We start from the raw sequence: 21,682 nt of genomic DNA on the forward strand, positions 1-21,682 counted from the left end.
CGCCGGGGAGGGCGGGGCAAGGCGGACACCATCCGGAGGGGGAGACATGCCGCAGCTGTTCCTGAACGAGAAGTCCTGTGAGACGACGGCGGACCCGGATCGGGTCAACCGAGCCATGACCGAGCTCGTCAAGGCCATCGTCGCTGTCGCCAAGGCGGATCGTCAGGGCACGGAACTGGTTTCCAGGGAACCCGTGAACGCGTTACAGCTGGCCCAGGGCCATCCGATCGGCAAGTGGATCGGGACGCCCGCCGCCAAGGACCTGTGGAAACGACTGCTGCAGATGCAGACGAAATGGCCCCACCAGAAAGTGTTTCCCGAAGGGGAGACCTTCTCCGACGTCGAGTACCGTCACGACGGTGAGCTCGCGACCGGGCTGGGTATCGCACATCTGATGGGAGGGATCGGCATCTCCCTGCCGCTGGAGGCCCGTTGGGCCGAGGACCGGATCACCCTCGTCCGGGAAGAGCTCGTGGACGACGAGGACCCCGGTTCCGTGCTCACCGAGGTCGAGGTCCGGCACGCCGCCCGTGCTGAGCATGTCGACTCCCACCTGTCGTGGATCCGTGAGGAGAAGGAAGCCGCCCTGCGCGGCGACCTGAGTGCCCTTCGCACCGGGGCCGAGCTGTGGGGCCGGTGCGCCGACCTCTTTCCCCACCTGCGCTTCCTTCCTCACGTCGAAGCACAGCTGCGGGAGCTGAAGCAGTACTGGGTCCATCCGGTCCGCAAGCGACTCGCGGAGATGGACCGTGCCGTCCTGCTCTGGGACGAGGTGGCCGAGCCCGACGGGCCCCGGTGGGGGTCGACCGTGACGCCGGAGCACTCGACTCGCAAGCGTGACCACTGCCTCTTCACCGACCTCGACGGCGAGCCGCAGTACTTCGACACCCACCTGCGCTTCACACCCGACGAGGGGCGGCTGCACTTCCGGTTCATGAAGGAGATCAGGCGGGTCCACATCGCCCACATCGGGCGGAAGCTCGGCGTCTGAGCCGCCCTGGGAGCCGCCCGGCCGCCCCCGTTACCGTAGGGCGGTACACGGGAGCCCCCGGCCCGCCCCGGCCCCACCCGTCCCACCAGCACCAAGGAGGACCGCGCGTGCGTCCCACACTCGCCGCCGACCAGGTACGGGCCAGTCTGAGCCAGTACCTCGCGACGACGTACGCGCTGGCCGACGAGAGCACCCGCCGTGCCCTGGAGGGCTTCCTCGGCGACGCCGACGACGGCATCTTCCGCGGCCCCTACCTCCGCATCCGTACACCCTTCCGGAGCGCCGAGGGCGACGACTGGCAGCGGCACCTGACCTGGTGGCCCCGCGACTTCACCCCGCACCGGCACCAGGAGCTCGCCTGGGAGAGGCTGTCCACGCTGCACGGGCCGGCGCGGCCCACCCTCGTCACCACCGGCACCGGGTCCGGGAAGACCGAGTCGTTCCTGATCCCGCTGCTCGACCACTGCCGTCGCGAGCGTGAGGCGGGCCGGGACGGGGTCAAGGCGATCCTGCTCTACCCCATGAACGCCCTCGCCACCGACCAGGCCCACCGCATCAACAAGCGGCTCGACGACCCCAAGGACACCCGGCTGCGTGACGCGGGTGTGCGGGCCGGGCTCTACATCGGCGACAAGCCGTCGCAGGAGTTCAAGCAGGCCAACCCCGCGATCACCGTCGACCGGGACGAGATCCGGCGCACCCGGCCGGACATCCTGATCACCAACTACAAGATGCTCGACCTGCTCCTCCAGCGTCCCGAGGACCAGCGGCTGTGGCAGGACCCCGCGCTCGCGTACGTCGTCCTCGACGAGTTCCACACCTACGACGGTGCCCAGGGCACGGATGTCGCCATGCTGCTGCGCCGCCTCGGGTCCGTCACCGGACTCGCGGAACCCGGCCGCCCGCTGGGGCCGGTCTGTCCCGTCGCCACGTCGGCCACGCTGGGGGAGAACGGCCCCGGCGGGACCGGGCGGGCAAGCGGCGGGCCCGGCATGCTGGAGGTTGCCGAGCAGGTCTTCGGCGTGCCGTTCCCGCCCGAGTCTGTCGTCGGTGAGGACAGGCGCTCCACCAAGGACTTCACCGGCGAGAGCGACTTCACGCTGCCGTTCCCCTCCCCTCAGGAGGTCGCCGAGCTCGGCGACCCCACCCGCGATCCGGACGCCATGGACGGCCTCGTCGCCGCGTTCACCGGCCTGAACGGGTCCAGCCCGGAGGAGCTCGGCCGCGTGCTGCGCCGCCATCGGCTCACCGCCGCCGTCCTGGAGATTCTCGACGGCACCCCCAGGACCCTCGCCGAGATCACCGAGGTACTGCCCCGCTACGCCTACCACTGGGGCATGGCCGTGCAGCAGCGGCCGCGCATCGCCGCCCAGGCACTCGCCCGCTACATCGCCCTGCTGTCGTACGCCCGCGACCCCGAGCACCCCGGGCGGCCCCTGCTGGCCATCGAGATCCACCACTGGGTACGGTCCGTCTCCCGTGTGCTGCGCGGCATCAGCGCGGCCCGTGCCGAGTTCCGCTGGGACGACGAGCGGGTCACCTCTCGCGGTGCACTGGCCCGTAAGGACGACGGAGCGGCCGCCCGGACCTCGCCGTACGACGGGGAGGGTCCTGTCGTACCGGCCGACGTGGCCGAGCAGGCCGCCGTACCGGCCGATGACAGTGCCCCGCCGCCTGCCGAGGTGTTCCTGCCGGCGGTCTTCTGCCGCGAGTGCGGACGCTCCGGCTGGGCCGCGTACTCGCCGGAGGTCGACCCGGCCGAGCTCGACCTGAACGCCTCGAAGATCCGCCGCGCCTCGGTCGGCCGCGACAAGCGCCGGGTGCGCAACATGATCGCCGCGACCCCGCAGGAAGTGCACGACGCCGCCTTCGCGGCCGGGGCGGAACGCCGGCGCGGCGGACCCGCCGTCATGGTCCTGGAAGGTGCCGGCGGACGGCTGCGCCCCCTCTCGCCCGAGACCGACTTCACCGCCCCCGTCGACGGCGACGGACACCGTCGGCCCAGACCCCTTCACAACGCCGTGTTCGTTCACGCCGACCTCGACGGTGACCGGGCCGCCGAACGCGACCAGTGCCCCGCCTGCCGCACCTTCAATTCCATCCGCTACCTCGGCACCGGCCTCGCCGCGCTCGCCGCGGCCGCCGTCACCCAACTCTTCACCGGCGGCGAACTGGACAAGAACAAGGGCGAGAACAAGACCCTCCTCTTCAACGACTCCGTCCAGGACGCCGCCCACCGCGCCGGATACGTCGCCAGCCGCTCCTACACGTTCTCGCTGCGGGCGCTGCTCGCCAGCCGCATCGACGAGGACGAGCCGATCACCCTGAGCGATCTGGCCGCCGACCTGATCGCCGACGTCGTCGACAGCAAGGCCGTGCAGGCCGCCGTCATCCCGCCGGACCTGCACCTGATCCGGGGCGTGGACACCCTGCTCTCCGGACGCAGCCGCGGGTCCCGGGCCACCTGGGAACTGATCGCGCAGCGCCTGGCGTTCGCCACCGTCATGGAGTTCGGCCTGCGGTCCCGGCAGGGCCGCACCCTGGAGCTCACGCGCACCGTCGCCGCCGACGTGCCCCTGCCGGACGCCGACTCCGTCGCCGACCTCGTACGGGAGACGCTGCTCACCACGCCCGGAGAGATCGCCCTGCCCGACGGATCGGTGCCCGGCCCCGACCGGTACACCGGCTTCGTCCGGGGCCTGCTGGAGCGGCTGCGTATCCGGGGTGCCGTCCGGCACGCCTGGCTGGACCCCTGGCTCGACCAGGCAGGGGTGCGCCGGTGGGCGATCTGGGGCGGACGCGAAACCGGCATGCCGGCCTTCCCTCGCGGGGTGTCCGCGCCCGCGTTCCTGCTCGGCACCCCCAAGCAGGGCAGCGAGGACTTCGACGTCCTCACCGGCCGGCTCGGCTGGTACCAGGACTGGGCCGTCCGCGCCCTCGGGCTGCGCAGGGAGGCCGCCACCGACTTCCTGACCCGGCTGCTGCCCGCCCTCGCCGACACCGGGGTCCTCGCCGTGCGTACCGCACTCGACGGGGCCACTCGCGTCTACGGCCTCCAGCCCGGACACATCCAGGTCCGCAGACTCGCCGACGACACGCTGCCCGACGCCACCGCGCACTGCCCGGTCTGTTTCTGGGAGCAGACCGTCCACCCCGACCTCGCCGACCAGTGGCACGGACAGCCGTGTCCGCGCTACCGCTGCGCCGGGGTACTCGCCACCGGCCGCGACCTCGACAGCGGCCTGCGGCAACGGGACTTCACGGACGACTTCTACCGGCGTATGTACCGCGAGGCCGGCGTATTCACGATCAACACGGCGGAACACACGGGCACACTCAGCCGCGCCAAACGCGAGGCCGTCGAGAAGGCGTTCCGCGAGGGAACCGACGTCCACTACGCAAACCCGCAGGTGCTGTCCTGCACCCCCACCCTCGAACTCGGCATCGACATCGGCGACCTGTCGGCCGTCGTCCTCGCCTCCCTGCCGAAGGGGCCGGCCAACTACATCCAGCGTGTGGGCCGGGCCGGTCGGTCCACCGGTAACGCGTACCTGCTCACCATGGTCGACCGCGGTCCGCGCGACCGTTATTACCTGGAAGAACCCCGGCTCATGATCGCCGGGGACGTCCTGCCGCCCGGCTGCTACCTGTCCGCGGCCGAGATCCTGCGCCGCCAGTACCTCGCCCATCTCCTCGACCTCGCAGGCGCCGGACGGCTGACCGCCCCCGACGGGACGCCACTGCGGCCGCTGCCCGGACGCGCCACCGAACTGTTCGGGGCCTCGGCCTGGCAGGCCGAGTTCGCCGAAGCCGCGCTCACCGGCGGACGACAGCTCGTGGAGGGCTTCCTCGATCTGTTCCCCGCGTACGACGAGAGCCGCGGCACCGGCGTCAGCCCGCAGGCCCGCGCCGCCCTCGTCAGCTACGCGACCGACCCCGGCGAGCAGGGACTGGGAGGCGCCCTGGAAACCGCGTGCCGACGCTGGGAGGACCGCCGCGCCGACCTGCAGCGCCGGACCGAGGCCATCGACCGGGCCCATGAATTGCTCGTCGCCGGCGACCCCGACCAGGAACGGCAGGGGCGCGAACTGCGCGCCGAGCGCCGGGACGTGGCACGCGTCTCCCGCGAGATCAGCCGTACCACCGCGCACGGCGCGCTCGTCGACCTCGGCCTGCTGCCGAACTACAGCCTGATCGACTCGGCCACCGAATTGGAGGCCACCCTCACCTGGACGGAGAAGCAGGCCGACGGCACCCGTAAGGACCACAGCAAGACCCTCCACCACAGTCGCCCCGCGCGCCTCGCCCTCTCCGAATTCGCCCCTGGCAACCACTACTACGCCCAGGGCTACAAGCACCGTGTCACCGGACTGGACATCGGCAGTCCCGGCCGCCCGGCCTGGATCTGGTGGCGTGTCTGCCCCGACTGCGGACACGTCCGCACCCACCGCGCCGAGCAGGACCCCGCGCCCTGCCCCCGCTGCCGGTCCGCGGCCATCGGAGACGTCGGCTGCCTGCACAAGGTCCTGGTGCCGCGCCGCGTCACCTCCCGGGACGAACGCGACGACGTCCGCGTCCGCGACGACAGCGACGAGCGGGAGAGGCGGCACTACACCGTCGTGCCCGCAGTGGACATCGACGCGAAAGACGTCGAACAGGCATGGAAGCACGAACACGCCACCTTCGGTTGGGAGTTCACCCGCCAGGCACGCATCCGCCACATCAACACCGGAGCCACCCGAGTGGACGGCGGCGCCGACACGGCCTTCGCCGGGCGGGAGGTCCGCCTCAATCCCTTCTGGGTCTGCGACGCGTGCGGCTTCGCCGACCCCGACGGAGGGCCCGCCGCCCAGGACACCGGTGACGCGGCCGCATACGGCAAGTACCACCGGCCCTGGTGCCCCAGGCGGCGCAGCGGGGCGGATACCGCCCGGCGGGGCGAGAAGGTGCTGCTCGCCCACGAGCTGCGCACCGACGCCCTGCGCATCCTCATCCCCGCCGTCACCGCCCACACCCAGGAAAGGCTCGCCTCCTTCAAAGCGCTGCTGCTGGCCGGTATCGCCCGCAGCTACGGCGGCGACCCCGACCACCTCGCCGTCGTCACCGACTCCATGCCCGAGGAACACGGCGAGGCCGCCCTGCGCCGCCACTTCCTCGTGCTGTACGACACGCTGCCCGGGGGCACCGGATATCTGCACCGCCTCGCCGGCCAGGACGGGCTCAGGGGCGTCCTGGACGACGCCCGCCAGGTGATCGAGACCTGCGTGTGCGTCGGCCAGGGCCGGCCCGCGTGCCACCGTTGCCTGCTGCGGCACGTCACCGACGGCGAGTACGAACTCGTCTCCCGCGAGCACGCGCTGGACATGCTCGGTGACCTCTTCGGCCGCACCGCCGACCGGTGGAGTACCGAACCCGTCGCCACCGCCCGGGACATCACCCTCGTGCACCAGGTGGAGAGCGAACTGGAGGCACTCTTCCGGCGCGGGCTGCTCGAATGGGCCGAGCGGGTGGACGAGGTCAGCGTCCGCACCGCACTCACCGCCGACGGCACCAGGGACACGACCCTGCGCTTCACCGCACCCGACGGCACGGTCCGCGGCTGGCAGATGGAGACGCAGACACCGCTCGGCTTCACCCGGCCCGACGTCGTCTTCCACAGCACCGACGACGACAAGCGGGTGGCCGTCTACCTCGACGGCTACCGCTATCACGCAAGCCCCGAGCACCTCACCGCCGAGGACGACGCGGGTAAACGCACCCGCCTGCGGGCGGAAGGCTGGCAGGTCTTTCAGCTCACCTGGGACGACGTGCAGGCATGGACAGGGCGGACGAAGCCGCAGGCCGACCCCGTATGGAAGCCGTATCCGAACACCGCGCAGAAGACGGCCATGGACGTCCACCGCCGCATGCACGGCGGAGACACCCGGGACCTGTCGCGCTTCGTGTGGGCCAACCCCGTCGAGACACTGATCGGGTACCTCACCGACCCGGACCCCGACGCCTGGCGGCGCCGCACCCAGAGCGCGCTCGCGGGCTTCGCAGCCGTGTCGGCCACCAGCAGGGCGCTGGCCGACGGCGAGGAGACCGGCCGCAGGATCGGCGAGGCGCTGCACGGGCGACGGCTCGCCGGAGGACAGGGCGCCGTCCAGGTGATGGCGACCCGGGACGCGTCAGGGTGTCCGCTCATCATCGCCCTCGACCTGCGCAGGGGGCAGGCCGGGGCGGTCTGGACCGCGCTGACCGTGCTCGACGACAGCACGGACACGGTCACGGCGGACGAGGCCGCACACCGGCGGCGCTGGCAGGCCTGGCTCTACTGGAGCAACCTGCTCCAGTTCCTCGACGCGGGCGAGGGAGACGGGGTCCAGCTCACAGCCGCCATGCTGCCGGGATTCGACCCGGCCGAACTGGCGGTCACCGGCGGCGCAGGGTGGCTCACCTCCCAGCGGCGGGCACACGAACCCGAGGCGGTCGGGCAGACCGCCAAGGAGGCCCCCGCGGCCGTCCGCGACCCCGCCTGGGACGAGGTCATCGAGTTCCTCATCGACGACCCCGGTCTCCCCGGCCTCGCCCGCGTCCTCGCCGGCCTCGGCCTGCCCGCGCCCGAGGCCGGCTACGAACTCGGAGCAGCCGCCTGGCCCGCCGAACTCGCCTGGCCTGCCCGGCGGATCGGTGTTGTCCTCGCGCACCGGCCGGACCCGGGCAGCAACCGGGACATCGACGCCGAACAACGCGACCAGGCGTACCGGGACGCGGGCTGGCAGGTCCGCACCGCGACGGAATGGGACGCCGGCGAACTCGCCGGGCTGGTGAGCGGAGTTGCCGGTCCGGCCACGAACGAACACGAGGAGAACGAGCGATGACGGTCACCGGCGCGCCCAGGACCGGCGTGACCCTGCGCCTGCTGGACAAGGCCGACAAGGAAATCGTCAAACTGGACCGCGCCGTCCTCGGCGCGTTCTACAAGTTCCAGCACGACTTCCGCCGCAACCCGGACGCCGGCGGCTTCGACCTCAAGCAGTTGGAAGGCCACGATCGGCTCTGGTCGGCGCGCGTCAACCGCGAGTGGCGGGCCCTGATGATCCGCCTGGGCGGTGACGACTGGCTTCTCGTCTCGGTCAAGCACCGCGGCCACGTCCACAAGAACCTGGACCGGCTCAACTACGGCATCAACCACATCACCGGCGCCATCGAATACGTGGACCTCCAGGTCGTCGAGGAGCACGTGCAGCGCCGCGAACCCGCGCCGCCCGCAACCCCCGCTCCGGAACCCGCCACCCGCAGGCCGGTAGAAGAGCCCCTGTTCGCCGCGTACACCGACGAACAGCTCGCGGACCTCGGCGTCGCCGAACCGCTCATCCCGATCGTCCGGAAACTCACCACGGACGACGAGCTGCTCGGTCTCGCCGAGTACGCGCCCCGCCATACCGGGGAGGTCCTCCTGCGGCTGCGCGACGGCGTCCCCTACGACGCGGTCATGGACGAGGTCACCGCGCCCGTCGCCGTGAGCGAACCCGAGCAGAACCTCGACACCGACGACTGGCAGGCGGCCGTCGACCGCTCCCAGACCGTGGTGATCAGCGACGACGAGTCCCTGCAGAGCATCCTGGAGGAGGGCGACTTCGGGCGATGGAAGATCTTCCTCCACCCCACCCAGGAAAAGCTGGTCCACCGGCGCTACTCCGGCCCGGCACGGGTCGGCGGCGGGCCGGGGACGGGCAAGACGATCGTCGCCCTCCACCGTGTGTGCCACCTGGTGCGAGGGCTCCCGCCCGGTCGCAACAAGCCCGTCCTGCTCACCACGTTCAACAAGAACCTCGCCGCCGATCTGCGGGCCCGGCTCCTCTCACTCGGCGGCCCCGACGTACTCGCCCGGGTCGACATCGCCCACGTCGACCAGCTCGCGACCCGCCTCGTCAGCGAGGCCGACCCGGGCAGCGCCAAGCGGCGGATCGACGACACGGCAGCCTTGCGCGAGTGGCGGGAGCTGCTGGTGGAGGCGGGGGAGACCCGCTGGAGCGCCGAGTTCCTCAGTGACGAGTGGAACCAGGTCATCCTCGGCCAGGCCGTGACCTCCCGGAGCGACTACTTCGCCGCCCGGCGCGCGGGCCGAGGACGCAGCGTCACACGTGCCGAGCGAGCCGGCATCTGGCAGCTCGCCGAACGTTTCACCCAGCGCCTGGAGACCAAGGGGCTGGAGACCCACCGGCAGGTCGCCGAGCGAGCGGCACGGCTGGAGATCGCTCGCAAGGCCAGAATCGACCGGCGATCCGAGGAACGCGACGACCGGGGGGGCCTGGACAACCTCCACGTCGAGGCCGGCTCCGGTGCCTGGCTGCGCTACCGCTACCGGCACATCGTGGTCGACGAGGCGCAGGACCTCAGCGCCGCCCACTGGAAGATGCTGCGCGCCATGGTGCCGGCCGAGCCCGACGACATCTTCCTCGTCGGCGACACGCACCAGCGGATCTACGACAACCAGGTCACGCTCGGCAGCCTCGGCGTCCACATCCGCGGCCGGTCCTCCCGGTTGACCCTCAGCTACCGCACCACGCGGGAGATCCTGCGCGACGCCATCCGGGTCCTGGACGACGCGGACTACGACGACCTCGACGGCAGTGCGGAGACGATCGCCGGATACCGCTCCATCCTTCAAGGTGCGAGCCCGTCCCTGCGGGGCGCACGGAGCTGGGACGAGGAGATGGACCTCGTCGTCGAGCAACTACGCGCCTGGCACGACGTGCCCCGCGAGTCCACGGCGATCTGCGTCCCCACCAACGACATGGTCACCCAGCTCGCCGACCGCCTCGCGCGACGCGGCATCACCCCGACGGAGATCACCCAGGACGGACCGCGGAACGACCAGGGTGTCCACATCGGCACCATGTACCGGTTCAAGGGACTGGAGTACCGCTGCCTGATCATCGCCGGGGTGGCCGAGGGACTCGTACCCCGCGCCTCTGTGGACGCGTGGGAACGCACGGACCCGAGCCGCCACCAGCGTGAACTGCACCGGGCGCGCTCGTTGCTCTTCGTCGCGGCTACCCGCGCCCGTGATGCGCTCGCCATCACCTGGCACGGTGAGCCAAGTCGCTTCCTGGCACCCCTGCTTCCGCCCCGGTGATAAGGCGCGCTTCTCCCCACCAGCGTTGCTGTGAGGAGCTGTGGCCGGGCCGGTCACGTTCCACACGTCCGCCAGACGGAAGGTGCTGCCGTGCCAGGGCAGGTCAGGCAGCCGTCGGCGACGTCGCCCTCGGACAGTGGGCCGCCCAGATGGCTGCAGCGATCCGCGAGCGCGTACACCGTGTCGTCCGCGTTCCGCAGGACCACGACGGCGATGTCGTCGGCAAGCCGGCGCGTGGGCTCCCCGACACGAAGTTCGGCCAGGGGGCCGACGTGCGGCACGGCCATGTCCGCGGCCGGGACTTCCACCTGCGTCTGGAGGTGCCCGCATACTCGCAGACCGTCCGGATCGCGGTCACCGACGCCCGTGCGGAACGGGTGCCGCCCCGGCCGGACGCGCTCCTCCTCCCGGGTGGAGCGGATTCTGGTGGCCGGGGACTTCTTCTCGTCGGCCGGCTCGCCGCCCGCTGGGACCGGCACCTGCGGTCCGAGGGCCCCGGCAAGACGGTGTGGGCCGAGTGCGCGCTCACGCTTCCCCGTGATCGTGCTGATCGGTCCGGGCTCTGAAATTCGGACGTGCCGCACCGGCGCGGGCACGGGTCCGGGACAATGGACCGACGATGACATTCCAGACCTCCCACCCCGACCAGTCCTCTCAGGCGTCCGAGCCCGCCACCCCGCCCCCCGCCGACTACTCCCCCTTCGCCCACCTCACCGTCCCCAACGCTCCCCTCTACCGTCAGGTGATGCGTGCCTTCCTCGTTGCCAAGGAAAGGTTCGCCGTGCACCTGCGGCCCGAGGAGGTGTACGCCGCTCTGGACGCGGGGAGCCGGCCCGCCGATGTCGAGGCGGTGGTGAAGGCGCTGGACAGCCTCGTCGTCTGGGGGAATCTGCGGGCCGATCCGGACCACGCACGGGTGACGGCGGTCGAGGACTTCTACCGCAGGCGGTTCATCTACCAGCTCACGCGGGCCGGTGAGGCGGCCGAGGCGGCGCTGGGGACGTATGACGAGGTGCTGGGGCGGCGCGGGGAGCTGCAGGCGGTCGCGCTGCATGACATCGTCACGCAATTGCGGGCGTTGCTGGTGATCGCGGCGGAGGACGAGCCGGATCCGGCGAAGGCTTACGTAGCCCTGTCCGTGCTGACCGCGCGCTTTGCCGACCTTGCCGACAACGCCCGTGCCTTCATGGGGTCGCTCCAGCGCACCATTGATCTGCACGACATCGAGGTCGAGGCGTTCCTCGCGTACAAGGACCGGCTGATTCAGTATCTGGAGCGGTTCATCCAGGACCTGATCACCCTCGGTGGACGGATCGCGCTGTTGATCGGGGAGTTGGAGGATCAGGGGCGGGTGGAACCGCTGCTGCGGCTTGCCGCCGCCCGGGAGGCTGCCGACGCCTCTCCCGAGGACGCCGAGCACGCGGAGGCGCTGGCGTACGAGCGGTGGGCGGGCCGGTGGTCGGGGCTCGCGCAGTGGTTCGTGTCGGGGGAGGGGCGGGAGTCGCAGGCCCGGCTGCTGCGGGGGCGCGCGCTCGGGTCGATTCCGCAGCTCCTCGCCGTCGTACGGCAGTTGAACGAGAGGCGAGCCGGACGTTCCGATCGTTCGGCCGACTTCCGCACGCTGGCGCGGTGGTTCGCCCAGGCGCCGGACGACGCGGCGCGGCACCGGCTGTGGCGGGTGGCGTTCGGGCTGTATCCGTCCCGGCATCTCACCGTCGACGGCGACACCCTCGCCGAGCGGACGGCCGCGCCCGAGCCGGCCTCGACGCCGTGGGCCGAGTCGCGACCGCTGCGGATCAGCCCTCAGTTGCGCCGTACCGGCAGCTATGAGCGGCGCGGCAAACCGCGCCGGGTGGCCGACCGGGGAGAGGCGAAGCGCAGGCTCGCCGAGATCGCCGCCCGGCAGGCGGGGGAGGTCAAAGAGGCGCGGGAGCGGCTCGCGACGGGCGGGCCGGTGCGGCTGTCCCGGCTGGGGGAACTCGATCCGATGGCCTTTCAGTTGTTCCTGCGGCTGCTCGGCGACGCACTCGCCACCTGGCGGCCGGAGATGACGACCACCGTGGCCACCAGCGGGGACGGCTCCATGGAGATCCGGCTGACCGCACTCGACGACGGTTCGACGGCCGAAGTGCACACACCGGATGGGGTGTTCAGCGGACCCGACCATCTGATCGACATCATCGACCTCACGGCGGAGGTCCGGTTCGGTCCGCCCGCCGTCGCTCCCGTGCCCGCCCCGGTGGGGATCGGGCCGGCCACAGGCTCGGAGGAGGCGCTGTGACCGGCCCGCTCGCCGAGATCCTCGACGGGCAGCGCGAGGCCGATCTCCAGCGCGCCGCGCGCGCCCTGCTGAAGGAGCCGCTGCTCACCGCCGACGGGCCGCACGCCGACGAGTTCCGGCTGGTGCGACGGCACACCGCCGAACTGCGCGAGTGGTTCGAGCGCAACGTCGGCTGGACGCTGCGCACGGACGCCGACGCCGCGCGGCTGCGCAAAACACCGGGCACCCTCACCGACGCCACGCATCCCGCCCGCGAGGCCGCCCGGACCGCGCTGCCCTTCACCCGGCGCCGCTACGTCCTGCTCTGCCTGACGCTGGCCGCGCTGGAGCGGGGCGAGGCCCAGGTGGCCCTCGGCCGTCTCGCCGAACAGGTCGTGCTGGCCGCCGCTGATCCCGAACTCGTCGCCGCCGGGATCACGTTCACCCTGGAACGGCGCGACGAGCGCCTCGACCTCGCGGCCGTCGTGCGACTGCTGCTGCGGGTCGGAGTGCTGCGGAGGGTGGCGGGTGACGAGGAGGCGTACGTCAGCGGATCCGGGGACGTGCTGTACGACGTACGGCGGCGCGTGTTGGCCGGAATGCCGGCGTCCCTGCGCGGCCCCTCCCTCGTCGAAGCCGAGGACTTCGAGGAGCGGCTGGTGGAGATGACGGCGCAGACCGCCCTCGACAGCGACGACTTGAGGTTCCGTGCGATCCGCTGGAAGCTGACCCGTCGCCTCCTCGACGACCCGGTGCTCTACTACGACGACCTCGCAGACGACGAACTGGCCTACCTCACCCGGCAGCGCGGCTTCATCACCGCGCGGATCGGCGAGCTGACCGGGCTGGTGGCCGAGGTGCGCGCCGAAGGCATCGCCATGGTCGATCCTCTGGACGACCTCACCGACGTACGCATGCCGGAACAGGGCACGCACGGGCACGTCACCCTGCTGCTCGCCCAGCACCTGGCGGGGGCCGACCGGCCCGTCACACCGGCGGAGCTGGCGCTGCGGGTGCGTGAACTCGCCGCGGAGCACGGCAGTTTCTGGGCCAAGTCGGCCAGAGAGCCGGGCGCCGAGCCCGCACTCGTGGAGCAGGCCCTGGCGAAGCTGGAGGCGCTGGGGCTCGCCGAGCGCACCGAACGGGGTGTCGTGCCGCGGCCGGCCCTCGCGCGGTACGCGGTCGGCGAGGCCGTCGTCAGAGAGCCGGAGACGGCGCCGGCCCGTCGGAGCCCTCCCACGTCACAGGACACAACCATGAAGGACGAAAGGTGAACCGCGCCTTGACCGCGCCCCCGGCCCCCGCCCTCCCCAGCCCCGCACCCGGCCGGTGGCGGCCCCTGCGCATCGGGCTCGTCGACCTGTTCCACTACGACGTCGAGGAGTTCTGGTTCCGCGACGGCCGACTGCTGCTGCGCGGCAACAACGGCACCGGCAAGTCCAAGGTGCTCGCCCTGACCCTGCCGTTCCTGCTGGACGGGGACCTCTCCGCCCGCCGGGTCGAGCCCGACGGCGACCCCGGCAAGCGGATGGAGTGGAACCTGCTGCTCGGCGGCGAGCACCCGCATTCGGAACGGCTCGGTTACACCTGGATCGAGTTCGGACGGCTCGACGAGACCACGGGCGAGCCCCATTTCCGTACGCTGCTCTGCGGGCTGAAGGCCGTCGCCGGACGCGGCATCGCCCGCCACTGGTTCGCGGTGACCGACCAGCGGATCGGCGCCGGACTCGACCTGCTCGACGCGACCGGCACGGCCCTGTCCCGGGACCGGCTCGCGGAGGCCGTCGGCGGCCGCGGCATGGTGTACGACACGGCGAAGACGTATCGCCGAGCGGTCGACGAAGCTCTCTTCGGGCTGGGGGAGCGGCGCTACGGCGCGCTCGTCGACCTCCTCATCCAGCTGCGGCAGCCCCAGTTGTCCAAGCGTCCCAACGAAGCCGCCCTGTCCCGGGCGCTGACGGAGGCGCTGCCGCCGATGGATCAGGCGGTCGTCGCCGACGCGGCGGAGGCCTTCCGGTCGCTGGACGAGGAGAAGGAGGAACTGCGGGCGGCGCGCGAGGCCGAAGGGGCCTCGTCGGCGTTCCTCGACCACTATCGGCGCTACGCCCGCATCGCCTCCCGGCGCCGGGCCCGCCTGCCCCGCACCGAACACGCCCGCTACGAGCACATCCAGCGAGAGCTTCTCAAGGCACAGGGCGATCGTGAACAGGCCGTGGCGGACCGGGCGGAGGCCCGGGAGCGGGCGGCGTCGCTCGACGAGCGCGCGGCGCGGTTGAGCGCGCAGGACGCGGCCCTGCGGACCGGGCCCGAGATGCGCGACGCCCGCGCACTCGACCAGGCGGCGGCCGACGCCTCCCGTACGGCGGCGGACCTGTCGCGGTCCGAGGCGGACCGGCAGACGGCGTCCCAGTCACACACCCGGGCCCTGGGCAGGCTCGCCACCGCGACGAACCGGCTGACCGGCGCGCAGGAGACACTGGACGACATCCTGGGCCGTGTGGCCGGGAGTGCCGCGGCGGCCCGGCTCGACGTCCCGCGGACAGAGGGAGCTTCCGCCACGGCCCTGCGCCGCGCGGCGGACGAGGCGACGGCGAGCAGACGGCGTGCCGTCGGGCATGTGGAGGCCCTCGCCGAGCGGGCCGAGCGTGCCGAGGAGACACGCAGGGCCGCCCGACTGCGCGCCGACGAGGCCGACGAGGAGGCCGTGCACGGCGGGGAGCTGCTGGCCGAGGCCGAGGAAGGCGTCGCGGAAGCCGGGCGCGTGCTCGTCGCGGCCGTGCGGGAACACCTGTCCGGGTGTGTGGAGTTGCGGGTGGCCGGCCTGCCGGGGGTCCTCGACGCGGTGCAGGGGTGGGTGAGTGGCTTGGACGGTCCTCACCCGGCACGTGTCGCCGCGGCCGGAACCCACCGCGCTCTCGCCTCCCACCTGGCCGACCAGGCCGCCGCACTGGTCCATCGCGAGGCGGCGACGGCGGAGCGGCAGCGGCTGGTGGCACAGGAACTGACCGCGCTGGAAACGGGCGGTCAGCGAGGCCCGTCCGCTCCGTACACCCGCACTCCCGATGTCCGGACACGAGGTCTCGGAGCCCCGCTGTGGCGGCTCGTCGACTTCCGTCCGCACGTCACCGAGGCCGAACGCGCGGGACTGGAGGCCGCGCTGGAGGCGTCGGGGCTCCTCGACGCCTGGGTACGGCCGGACGGTTCCGCGGTGGCGGCGGACGGGCACGACGTGCTCCTCGACCCCCTGAACCTGCCCGGCAAAGGCGCCCTCGACCGCGTGCTGTGTCCGGCGGTCAACCACGCCGATGTGGGGGCCGCCGCCGTGGGAGAACAGACGGTCCTGCGCCTGCTGGCCTCGATCGGGCTGGCCGGGAAGAACAGCGACGGATCGGCGGGGGACGGCGACGGACCGGCGGAGGAGGTCCCGGAGACGGGCGGCAACCGCACCTGGGTCGCCACGGACGGGCGCTTCCGCGTCGGCGCGCTGACCGGAAGCTGGGCCAAGGACAGCGCCCAGTACGTCGGGGAAGGAGCGCGGGAACAAGCGCGCCGCAGCCGCATCGGCGAACTGCACGTCGAGCGGAAGGCGTTGGACGCGGAGAGCGAGCAGCTGGCCGAGGCGCTGCGCGCGGTGGCAGGGCGCCGTGAGGAACTCGACGCCGAGCTCGCGGCTGTACCCGGCGACGACGACCTGCGCCACGCGCACGCACGGGTCACCGCTGCGGCCGACGCGGCTCGACGGGCCCGTACCCGGCAGCAGGAACGGGCTGCCGAACTGGACAAGGCGGCCGACGAGGCCGACCGTACGGCGGCCGAACTCAGCGAGACGGCAGCCGCCATGACCCTCCCCGCCGACCGGGAGGGGCTGGCCTCCGTGCGCCAGGCGCTCGCCGATCACACCGCCCACCTCGCGGCGCTGTGGCCGGCTCTGCGTGAGCGCGCGGACGCCGAGCACGCGGTCACCGGGGATCAGGCCGAGACGGACCGGGCCGGACTCCTCGTCTCCGAACTCGCGGAGCGCACCACAAAAGCGGCCCGTCTCGCCGCCTCGGCGGACGAACACCTGCGGACTCTCCGCTCCACCGTCGGCGCGGCCGTCGCCGAACTCCAGCGGCGGCTGGAGGAGACCGCGGCCGCCGTCCGCGTCTGTGGGAGCGAACAGCAGCGGGCACAGGCGGACATGCGTGACGCGGACCGGCGGGCGGGCCATGCCGAGGGGCGTATCGAGCGGCTCACCGAGGACGTCACGGACGCCACGGCCGCGCGTGAGCGCGCCGTCGCGGCGCTCCAGCGGTTCGTCTCGACCGGGCTGCTCGCCGTCGCCCTGCCCGACATCGGCGTACCGGACGACGGCGGCGGAACGTGGGCGGCGACCCCTGCCGTGAGTCTTGCCCGTGCCATCGAGTCCCGGCTCTCGTCCACCGACGATTCGGACGCGGCCTGGGAACGCGTTCAGAAGCGACTGAGCGAGGAGTTCGGCAGGCTGCAGGACGCGCTCTCCCGGCACGGTCATACCGCCACGGCCCGTCCGAGCGAGGACGGCATGCGGGTCGATGTCGTCTACCAGGGCCGGCAACGCGCCGTGCCCGAACTCGCCGAAGCCCTGGCCACAGAGGTCGCCGAACTGACCCGCATCCTGTCGGCGCACGAACGCGAGATCCTGGAGACCCATCTGATCACCGAGGTCGCCGGGACACTCCAGGAGCTGATCGGAGCCGCCGAACGCCAGGTACGCGCCATGAACCAGGAACTGGAGGAGCGCCCGACCTCGACCGGAATGAAGCTGCGCCTGGTGTGGCGGGCCTCCCGCCGGGCCCCGCAAGGGCTGGCCCAGGCCCGGGAACGGCTGCGCCAGTCGGCCGACGCCTGGTCGCCGCAGGACAGGGCCGCGGTCGGCGTGTTTCTCCAGGAGCAGATCGCTCGCCGCCAGGCCGACGACAGCACGGGCAGTTGGCAGGAGGACCTCACCGCCGCCCTCGACTACCGGGCCTGGCACGAGTTCGGCGTCGAACGGCACCAGCACGGCAAGTGGGTGCCGGCCACCGGGCCCGCCTCCGGCGGCGAGCGCGTCCTGGCTGCGTCCGTGCCCCTCTTCGCCGCCGCGTCCTCCCACTACGCGAGCGCGAGCGGCGCGCACGCGCCCCGACTGGTCACCCTGGACGAGGCGTTCGCCGGAGTGGACGACGACTCCCGCGCCAAGTGTCTCGGCCTGCTGCGTGCCTTCGACCTCGATGTCGTCATGACCAGCGAACGGGAGTGGGCCTGCTACCCGCAGGTGCCCGGCATCGCCATCGCACAGCTCTCCCGCGTCGACGACATCGACGCCGTCCTGGTGACCCGCTGGGAATGGGACGGCAGCGACCGACGGCGCGGCACCGAGCCAGGCGCCATCCAGCGTGCGACGGCGGTTCCCCTCCAGGTCGATGGCCGCGAAAGGAAGGGCCAGGACGCGGCGGGACCAGTCACGGGAACGGCGCGGAACGCTGGTGCGGAGGGCATCGGAGAACAGGAGTCTTTGTGGACGTGAACCCTCCCGCTCGGCCGGCCGCTGCCGTACGGGCGCCCGGACCTCGGGCACCGGGGCAGCGGGAGGGACCGACGGACGTCGTGGCGGCGGAGCAGCCCGGGACACCGCAGACCGAAGGACAGACCGGCCGGGCCGACGCCGAACGCCTCGGACGGCTGCTCGGAGACCCCGGCCTCGCCTGGTTCCTGGAACGCGTCCGGCGGCGGATGGCCGACGGCCGGCCCCTCACCGGCGCGGTGACCCTGGCGCACCCCGACGAACTCCAACGCGAAGCCGCCGAGCGCCTTCTGGGACGCGCTCCGAGCGCGGGCCGCTCCCTGTCGGTACGCCTCGACGCGGTGGACGCGATCCTGCGCCGCTCAGGTGTCAGCCGCGACGGCCTGGGGGCCGCGGTGGTGGCCCTGACCGGACCCGTCGCCGTGCACGCGGAGGTGCGGGGCAGGGAGGAACGGGCCTGGGAGGAGGCTTACGCCCCTTTCGACGCCCTGGATTCCGGGCTGGCCGACTGGGCGGAACGGATCCGCAGGGACGGTCTCGTACGGCGGCTCGCGCGCACGCCGGAAGTCGCCGGCCCTCTGGTGAGCGCTGCTGTGCGGGCGCTGCGCGCGCTGCCCGCGGTTCCCCCGACGTCACGTGCGACGTTCGCGGCACGCCATCTCTCCGGTGCCCATGCCCTGGACGAGGGAACTCCGCTCGCCGCTCTCGTCCTGTCAGGGCTCCGGTCCCTCACAGGTTTTCCTGACGGCTCCGGTGCCGAGTGGCGACGGGAAGCCTGGGCTTCGGCCGGACTGCTCAAGGACGATGTGTCATCGACCGTCCTGACCCTCAACCTGCGAGGTACACCGGCCCTCGACTGGATGGCCGACGCGGGGGAGCCCGCGGTCCTGACGCTGCGTTCGCTCACTCGCCACGCTCCGAGCAGCGTCCGCTCAGGGACAGGAGTCGTGCACGTGTGTGAGAACCCGGCCGTCCTGTCCGCCGCTGCCGACGCCCTCGGCCCGGCCTGCCCGCCCATGGTGTGCCTCCAGGGACAGCCCTCGGCGGCCGCGCTCACTCTGCTGCGCGGCCTGTCCGCGCAGGGAGCCGAACTTCTCTACCACGGTGACTTCGACTGGGGTGGGGTGCGCATCGCCACCGTGCTGGGGCGTGGTGCCCCGTGGCGGCCCTGGCGATATGGAGCGGCCGACTACCGGGCGGCCGTGTCCAGGGTGACGGAGCCGCAGCAGTTGGCCGGCGCGTCCGCCGCGACTCCGTGGGATCCGGCCTTGAGCGTTGCCCTCACCGAGCACGGAGTCCGTGTCGAAGAGGAGGCGGTGCTCGACGATCTGCTCTCGGACCTGGGAGAGCAGGCCCGTCGAGGTGCATCCGGAAGTGCCGAGCGCTCCGCACCGAGCGCGTCGCGGAGTACGACCCGGTAGGCGTCGGGCCGGGACCGGTGGGGTACTCGGGTCCGTCGGGACCGGTGGACCAAGGGTGCTCCGGGACGTCCGCCGCGCGACATGCCCTGCGTGCCTCACCTCAGGGCAGCGTGGTCGCCAGCGCTCCGGCCACCTGCCCCATCCGCTCGTCGTCGTCGCGCACGCTCCGGCTGAACTCCAGGTGGAGGAACGGGACACCGTCCGCCGCCGCGCGTCGCCCCTGTTCGTTGCTGCGGCCCTCCAGCGCGCAGCGCCGTGCCCAGGCCCGGCAGACGGCGAAGCCCTCCCGCCGCAGGGCGGTCGCCGTGCGGCGGGCCGCCGCACGGCCCTGGTCGCCCTTGCCGGTGGACGCGATGACGTCGTAGTCCGGTTCGGTGGAGTCGGCGAAGCCGTGCACCTGCAGGCCCGGCAGCCGGCGCCGGACCAGTTCGTCGCAGACCACGTCGAACACCGAGTCGCTGCGGTGCGCGACATCGGCGCGGTCCCCCTTCCCGGCGTTCCGGTGGGCGCCGGCCAGCACCAGTACCCCACCGGTCCTGGCGCGCAGCACCCCGATGCCCAGCTGCTCGCTGCGCGTGTCGGCGACCGGATGCGGGACCTGGACCGACCAGCGGGTCGGGGCGCCGAGGTCGACGTAGACCCGGCCCCAGCCCCGCCTGACCTCCGCCGCGCGGTCGGCGATCTCGGCGAAGCGCCGGCCGGTCCCGGTGTCGGTGAAGGTACGGATGCCGAAGTCGACCTCGGCCAGGCGGCGCCCGGCTTCGGCCCGGTGGCCGTCCAGGAAGAGACCGACGGCCTCGGCGACAGTGCGGCGTTGGGCGGGCAGAGGCCGCTGATAGTCGCTGTGCGCGACCGTTCCTCTGGTGAATTCGGTGATGCGCCGGGCCAGGTCGTCGCCGTCACGGGCGTCGGGAGCGGCCGGACCGTGCCGGGGCCGGTCGCCGGACGGTACGAGAACCGCCACCAGCGCACCGAGCGTGACCAATATCACCACGGTACTCAGCAGTATTGCCTTGATCGTTATCTTCACGGCAGGGTCCCGTGTCCTATCCAAACGAAAATATCAGGGGTGTCATCATTCCCTCTCAACTCCTTCGTGGCCCGCGCCGCCGTGCTGGCGCTCCTCGCCGCCACCGCGGCCGGCTGCTCCCTGCCCGGCAGTGACAGTGACTCCGCCGACGCGCAGTCGGGCCCGTCGTTCACCGTCGCCGCCGCGGGCGACATCCTGATCCACCCGCAGCTGACCGAGCAGGCCCGCAAGGACGCCGAGTCGGCCGACGGCAAGGGTGCCGGAAGCGGCGGCGCCGCAGCCGACGGGCTCGACTTCGGTGCGATCATGGCCGGGGTCAAGCCCGTGATCAGCAAGGCCGACCTGGCGATCTGCCACTTCGAGCCGGTCATCGGCAAGCCGGAGGGGCCGTTCCAGAGCTACCCGGACTTCTTGGTACCGCCGCAGATCACCACGGCGATCAAGGATGTCGGTTACGACACCTGCTCGACGGCGTCGAACCACACGCTCGACCACGGAGCCGAGGGCGTGAAGCGCACGCTCGACACCCTCGACAAGGCAGGTCTCAAGCACACCGGTTCGGCGCGCAGCGGCGCGGAGGCGGCCAAGCCGCTGATCATGGACGTGAAGGGCGTGAAGGTCGCCCAACTGTCGTACGCCTTCGGGTTCAACGGTCGTGAGATCCCGGCCGACAAGCCCTGGCTCGTCAACCAGAACTCCTTCGACAGGATCGCCGCCGCCGAGAAGGCTGCCCGCAAGGCCGGTGCCGAAGTGGTGATCCTCAGCATCCACTGGGGCCGCGAACATCACCCGGATCCGAGCGCTCCGCAGCTGAAGCTGGCCCGCAGGCTGGCGAGGGAGACCGGGATCAACCTGGTGATCGGCCACCACGCGCACGTGGTGCAGCCGATGGAGAAGGTCGACGGCACATGGGTGGCGTACGGCCTCGGCAACCAGTTGGCGCGCCACGACGTGCCGTCCGGACTGACCGAGGAGGGCGTCATCGGCTGGTTCGAGTTCCACAAGCGGGGCGACACATGGGATGTGGACGCGCGCTACGTACCCACGCTCGTCACCATCCCGCCGGACGTCGACGAGAGCGACCCGGACTCCGTGAAGGCGGCCGGTGAGCGGGGCGCGGTGAAGGACCACCGGCTGCTGAATCTGGCCGAATCCCTGCGAGGCGGCAAGGACCTCTCGGCCGAGGAACGGGCGAGATACCGGCTGGCATTCGAGCGCACCCAGGGCACGATGCTCAACCGGGGTGCCGCCAAGGACGGTCTGAAGCCGCTGGAGGGCCTCCCGGACTGATCACCGTCCTCCAGGACGACCGTACGCCGACCTTCCCGCCGA

The 21,682-nt window shown here is 72.2% G+C and carries 11 protein-coding genes; 9 read left to right on the forward strand and 2 right to left on the reverse strand.

All coding sequences use genetic code 11. The annotated features are described in order from the left end of the window. The first annotated feature begins 46 nt into the window (after positions 1-46). The 3 genes from ACF1B9_RS22605 to ACF1B9_RS22615 all read left to right on the forward strand — a co-directional run bounded on the left by ACF1B9_RS22605 (position 47) and on the right by ACF1B9_RS22615 (position 10,115). Positions 47-991, forward strand: a complete 945-nt coding sequence (locus ACF1B9_RS22605) for a hypothetical protein (RefSeq protein WP_391743302.1) — start codon at positions 47-49, stop codon at positions 989-991. A 107-nt stretch (positions 992-1,098) separates the two neighbouring features. Continuing rightward, a complete protein-coding gene (locus ACF1B9_RS22610) occupies positions 1,099-7,854 on the forward strand; it encodes a DEAD/DEAH box helicase (protein ID WP_391743303.1) in 6,756 nt (2,251 codons plus the stop codon). Beyond that, positions 7,851-10,115 (forward strand): UvrD-helicase domain-containing protein, encoded by a 2,265-nt coding sequence (locus tag ACF1B9_RS22615; RefSeq protein ID WP_391743305.1) that lies wholly within the window; start codon positions 7,851-7,853, stop codon positions 10,113-10,115. Before ACF1B9_RS22610 ends, ACF1B9_RS22615 begins: the two co-directional genes overlap by 4 nt. A 53-nt stretch (positions 10,116-10,168) precedes the next feature. Here the strand turns inward: ACF1B9_RS22615 and ACF1B9_RS22620 are convergent, their stop codons facing one another. After that, complete coding sequence (locus tag ACF1B9_RS22620) at positions 10,169-10,330, reverse strand: Rieske 2Fe-2S domain-containing protein (protein ID WP_391743408.1); 162 nt, start codon at positions 10,328-10,330, stop codon at positions 10,169-10,171. Here ACF1B9_RS22620 and ACF1B9_RS22625 point away from each other — a divergent pair. The 5 genes from ACF1B9_RS22625 to ACF1B9_RS22645 are packed head-to-tail and all read left to right on the forward strand — an operon-like array spanning position 10,265 to position 19,320. Continuing rightward, complete coding sequence (locus ACF1B9_RS22625; protein WP_391743307.1) at positions 10,265-10,681, forward strand: ATP-binding protein; 417 nt, start codon at positions 10,265-10,267, stop codon at positions 10,679-10,681. The genes ACF1B9_RS22620 and ACF1B9_RS22625 overlap by 66 nt on opposite strands. A gap of 53 nt (positions 10,682-10,734) precedes the next feature. Next, the gene (locus ACF1B9_RS22630) at positions 10,735-12,396 is read left to right on the forward strand and encodes a TIGR02677 family protein (protein WP_391743308.1); all 1,662 of its coding nucleotides are present in this window, start codon (positions 10,735-10,737) and stop codon (positions 12,394-12,396) included. Further along, positions 12,393-13,649 (forward strand): TIGR02678 family protein, encoded by a 1,257-nt coding sequence (locus tag ACF1B9_RS22635; RefSeq protein ID WP_391743309.1) that lies wholly within the window; start codon positions 12,393-12,395, stop codon positions 13,647-13,649. The genes ACF1B9_RS22630 and ACF1B9_RS22635 overlap by 4 nt, the downstream gene beginning before the upstream one ends. Next, complete coding sequence (locus ACF1B9_RS22640) at positions 13,646-17,902, forward strand: TIGR02680 family protein (protein WP_391795935.1); 4,257 nt, start codon at positions 13,646-13,648, stop codon at positions 17,900-17,902. Before ACF1B9_RS22635 ends, ACF1B9_RS22640 begins: the two co-directional genes overlap by 4 nt. Beyond that, positions 17,899-19,320 carry a TIGR02679 family protein gene (locus ACF1B9_RS22645; RefSeq protein ID WP_391743312.1) on the forward strand — a complete coding sequence of 474 codons (1,422 nt, stop codon included), beginning with the start codon at positions 17,899-17,901 and terminating at the stop codon, positions 19,318-19,320. Before ACF1B9_RS22640 ends, ACF1B9_RS22645 begins: the two co-directional genes overlap by 4 nt. 100 nt (positions 19,321-19,420) lie before the next feature. Here ACF1B9_RS22645 and ACF1B9_RS22650 read toward each other — a convergent pair whose 3' ends face one another. Next, positions 19,421-20,350, reverse strand: a complete 930-nt coding sequence (locus ACF1B9_RS22650; protein ID WP_391795936.1) for a hypothetical protein — start codon at positions 20,348-20,350, stop codon at positions 19,421-19,423. A 39-nt stretch (positions 20,351-20,389) separates the two neighbouring features. Between ACF1B9_RS22650 and ACF1B9_RS22655 the strand changes: the two genes are divergently transcribed. Next, entirely contained in the window at positions 20,390-21,640 is a 1,251-nt protein-coding gene (locus ACF1B9_RS22655) for a CapA family protein (protein ID WP_391743315.1), read from the forward strand. Positions 21,641-21,682 lie beyond the last annotated feature (42 nt).

Source organism: Streptomyces sp. NPDC014727, from assembly GCF_043083485.1.
GTDB lineage: Bacteria > Actinomycetota > Actinomycetes > Streptomycetales > Streptomycetaceae > Streptomyces.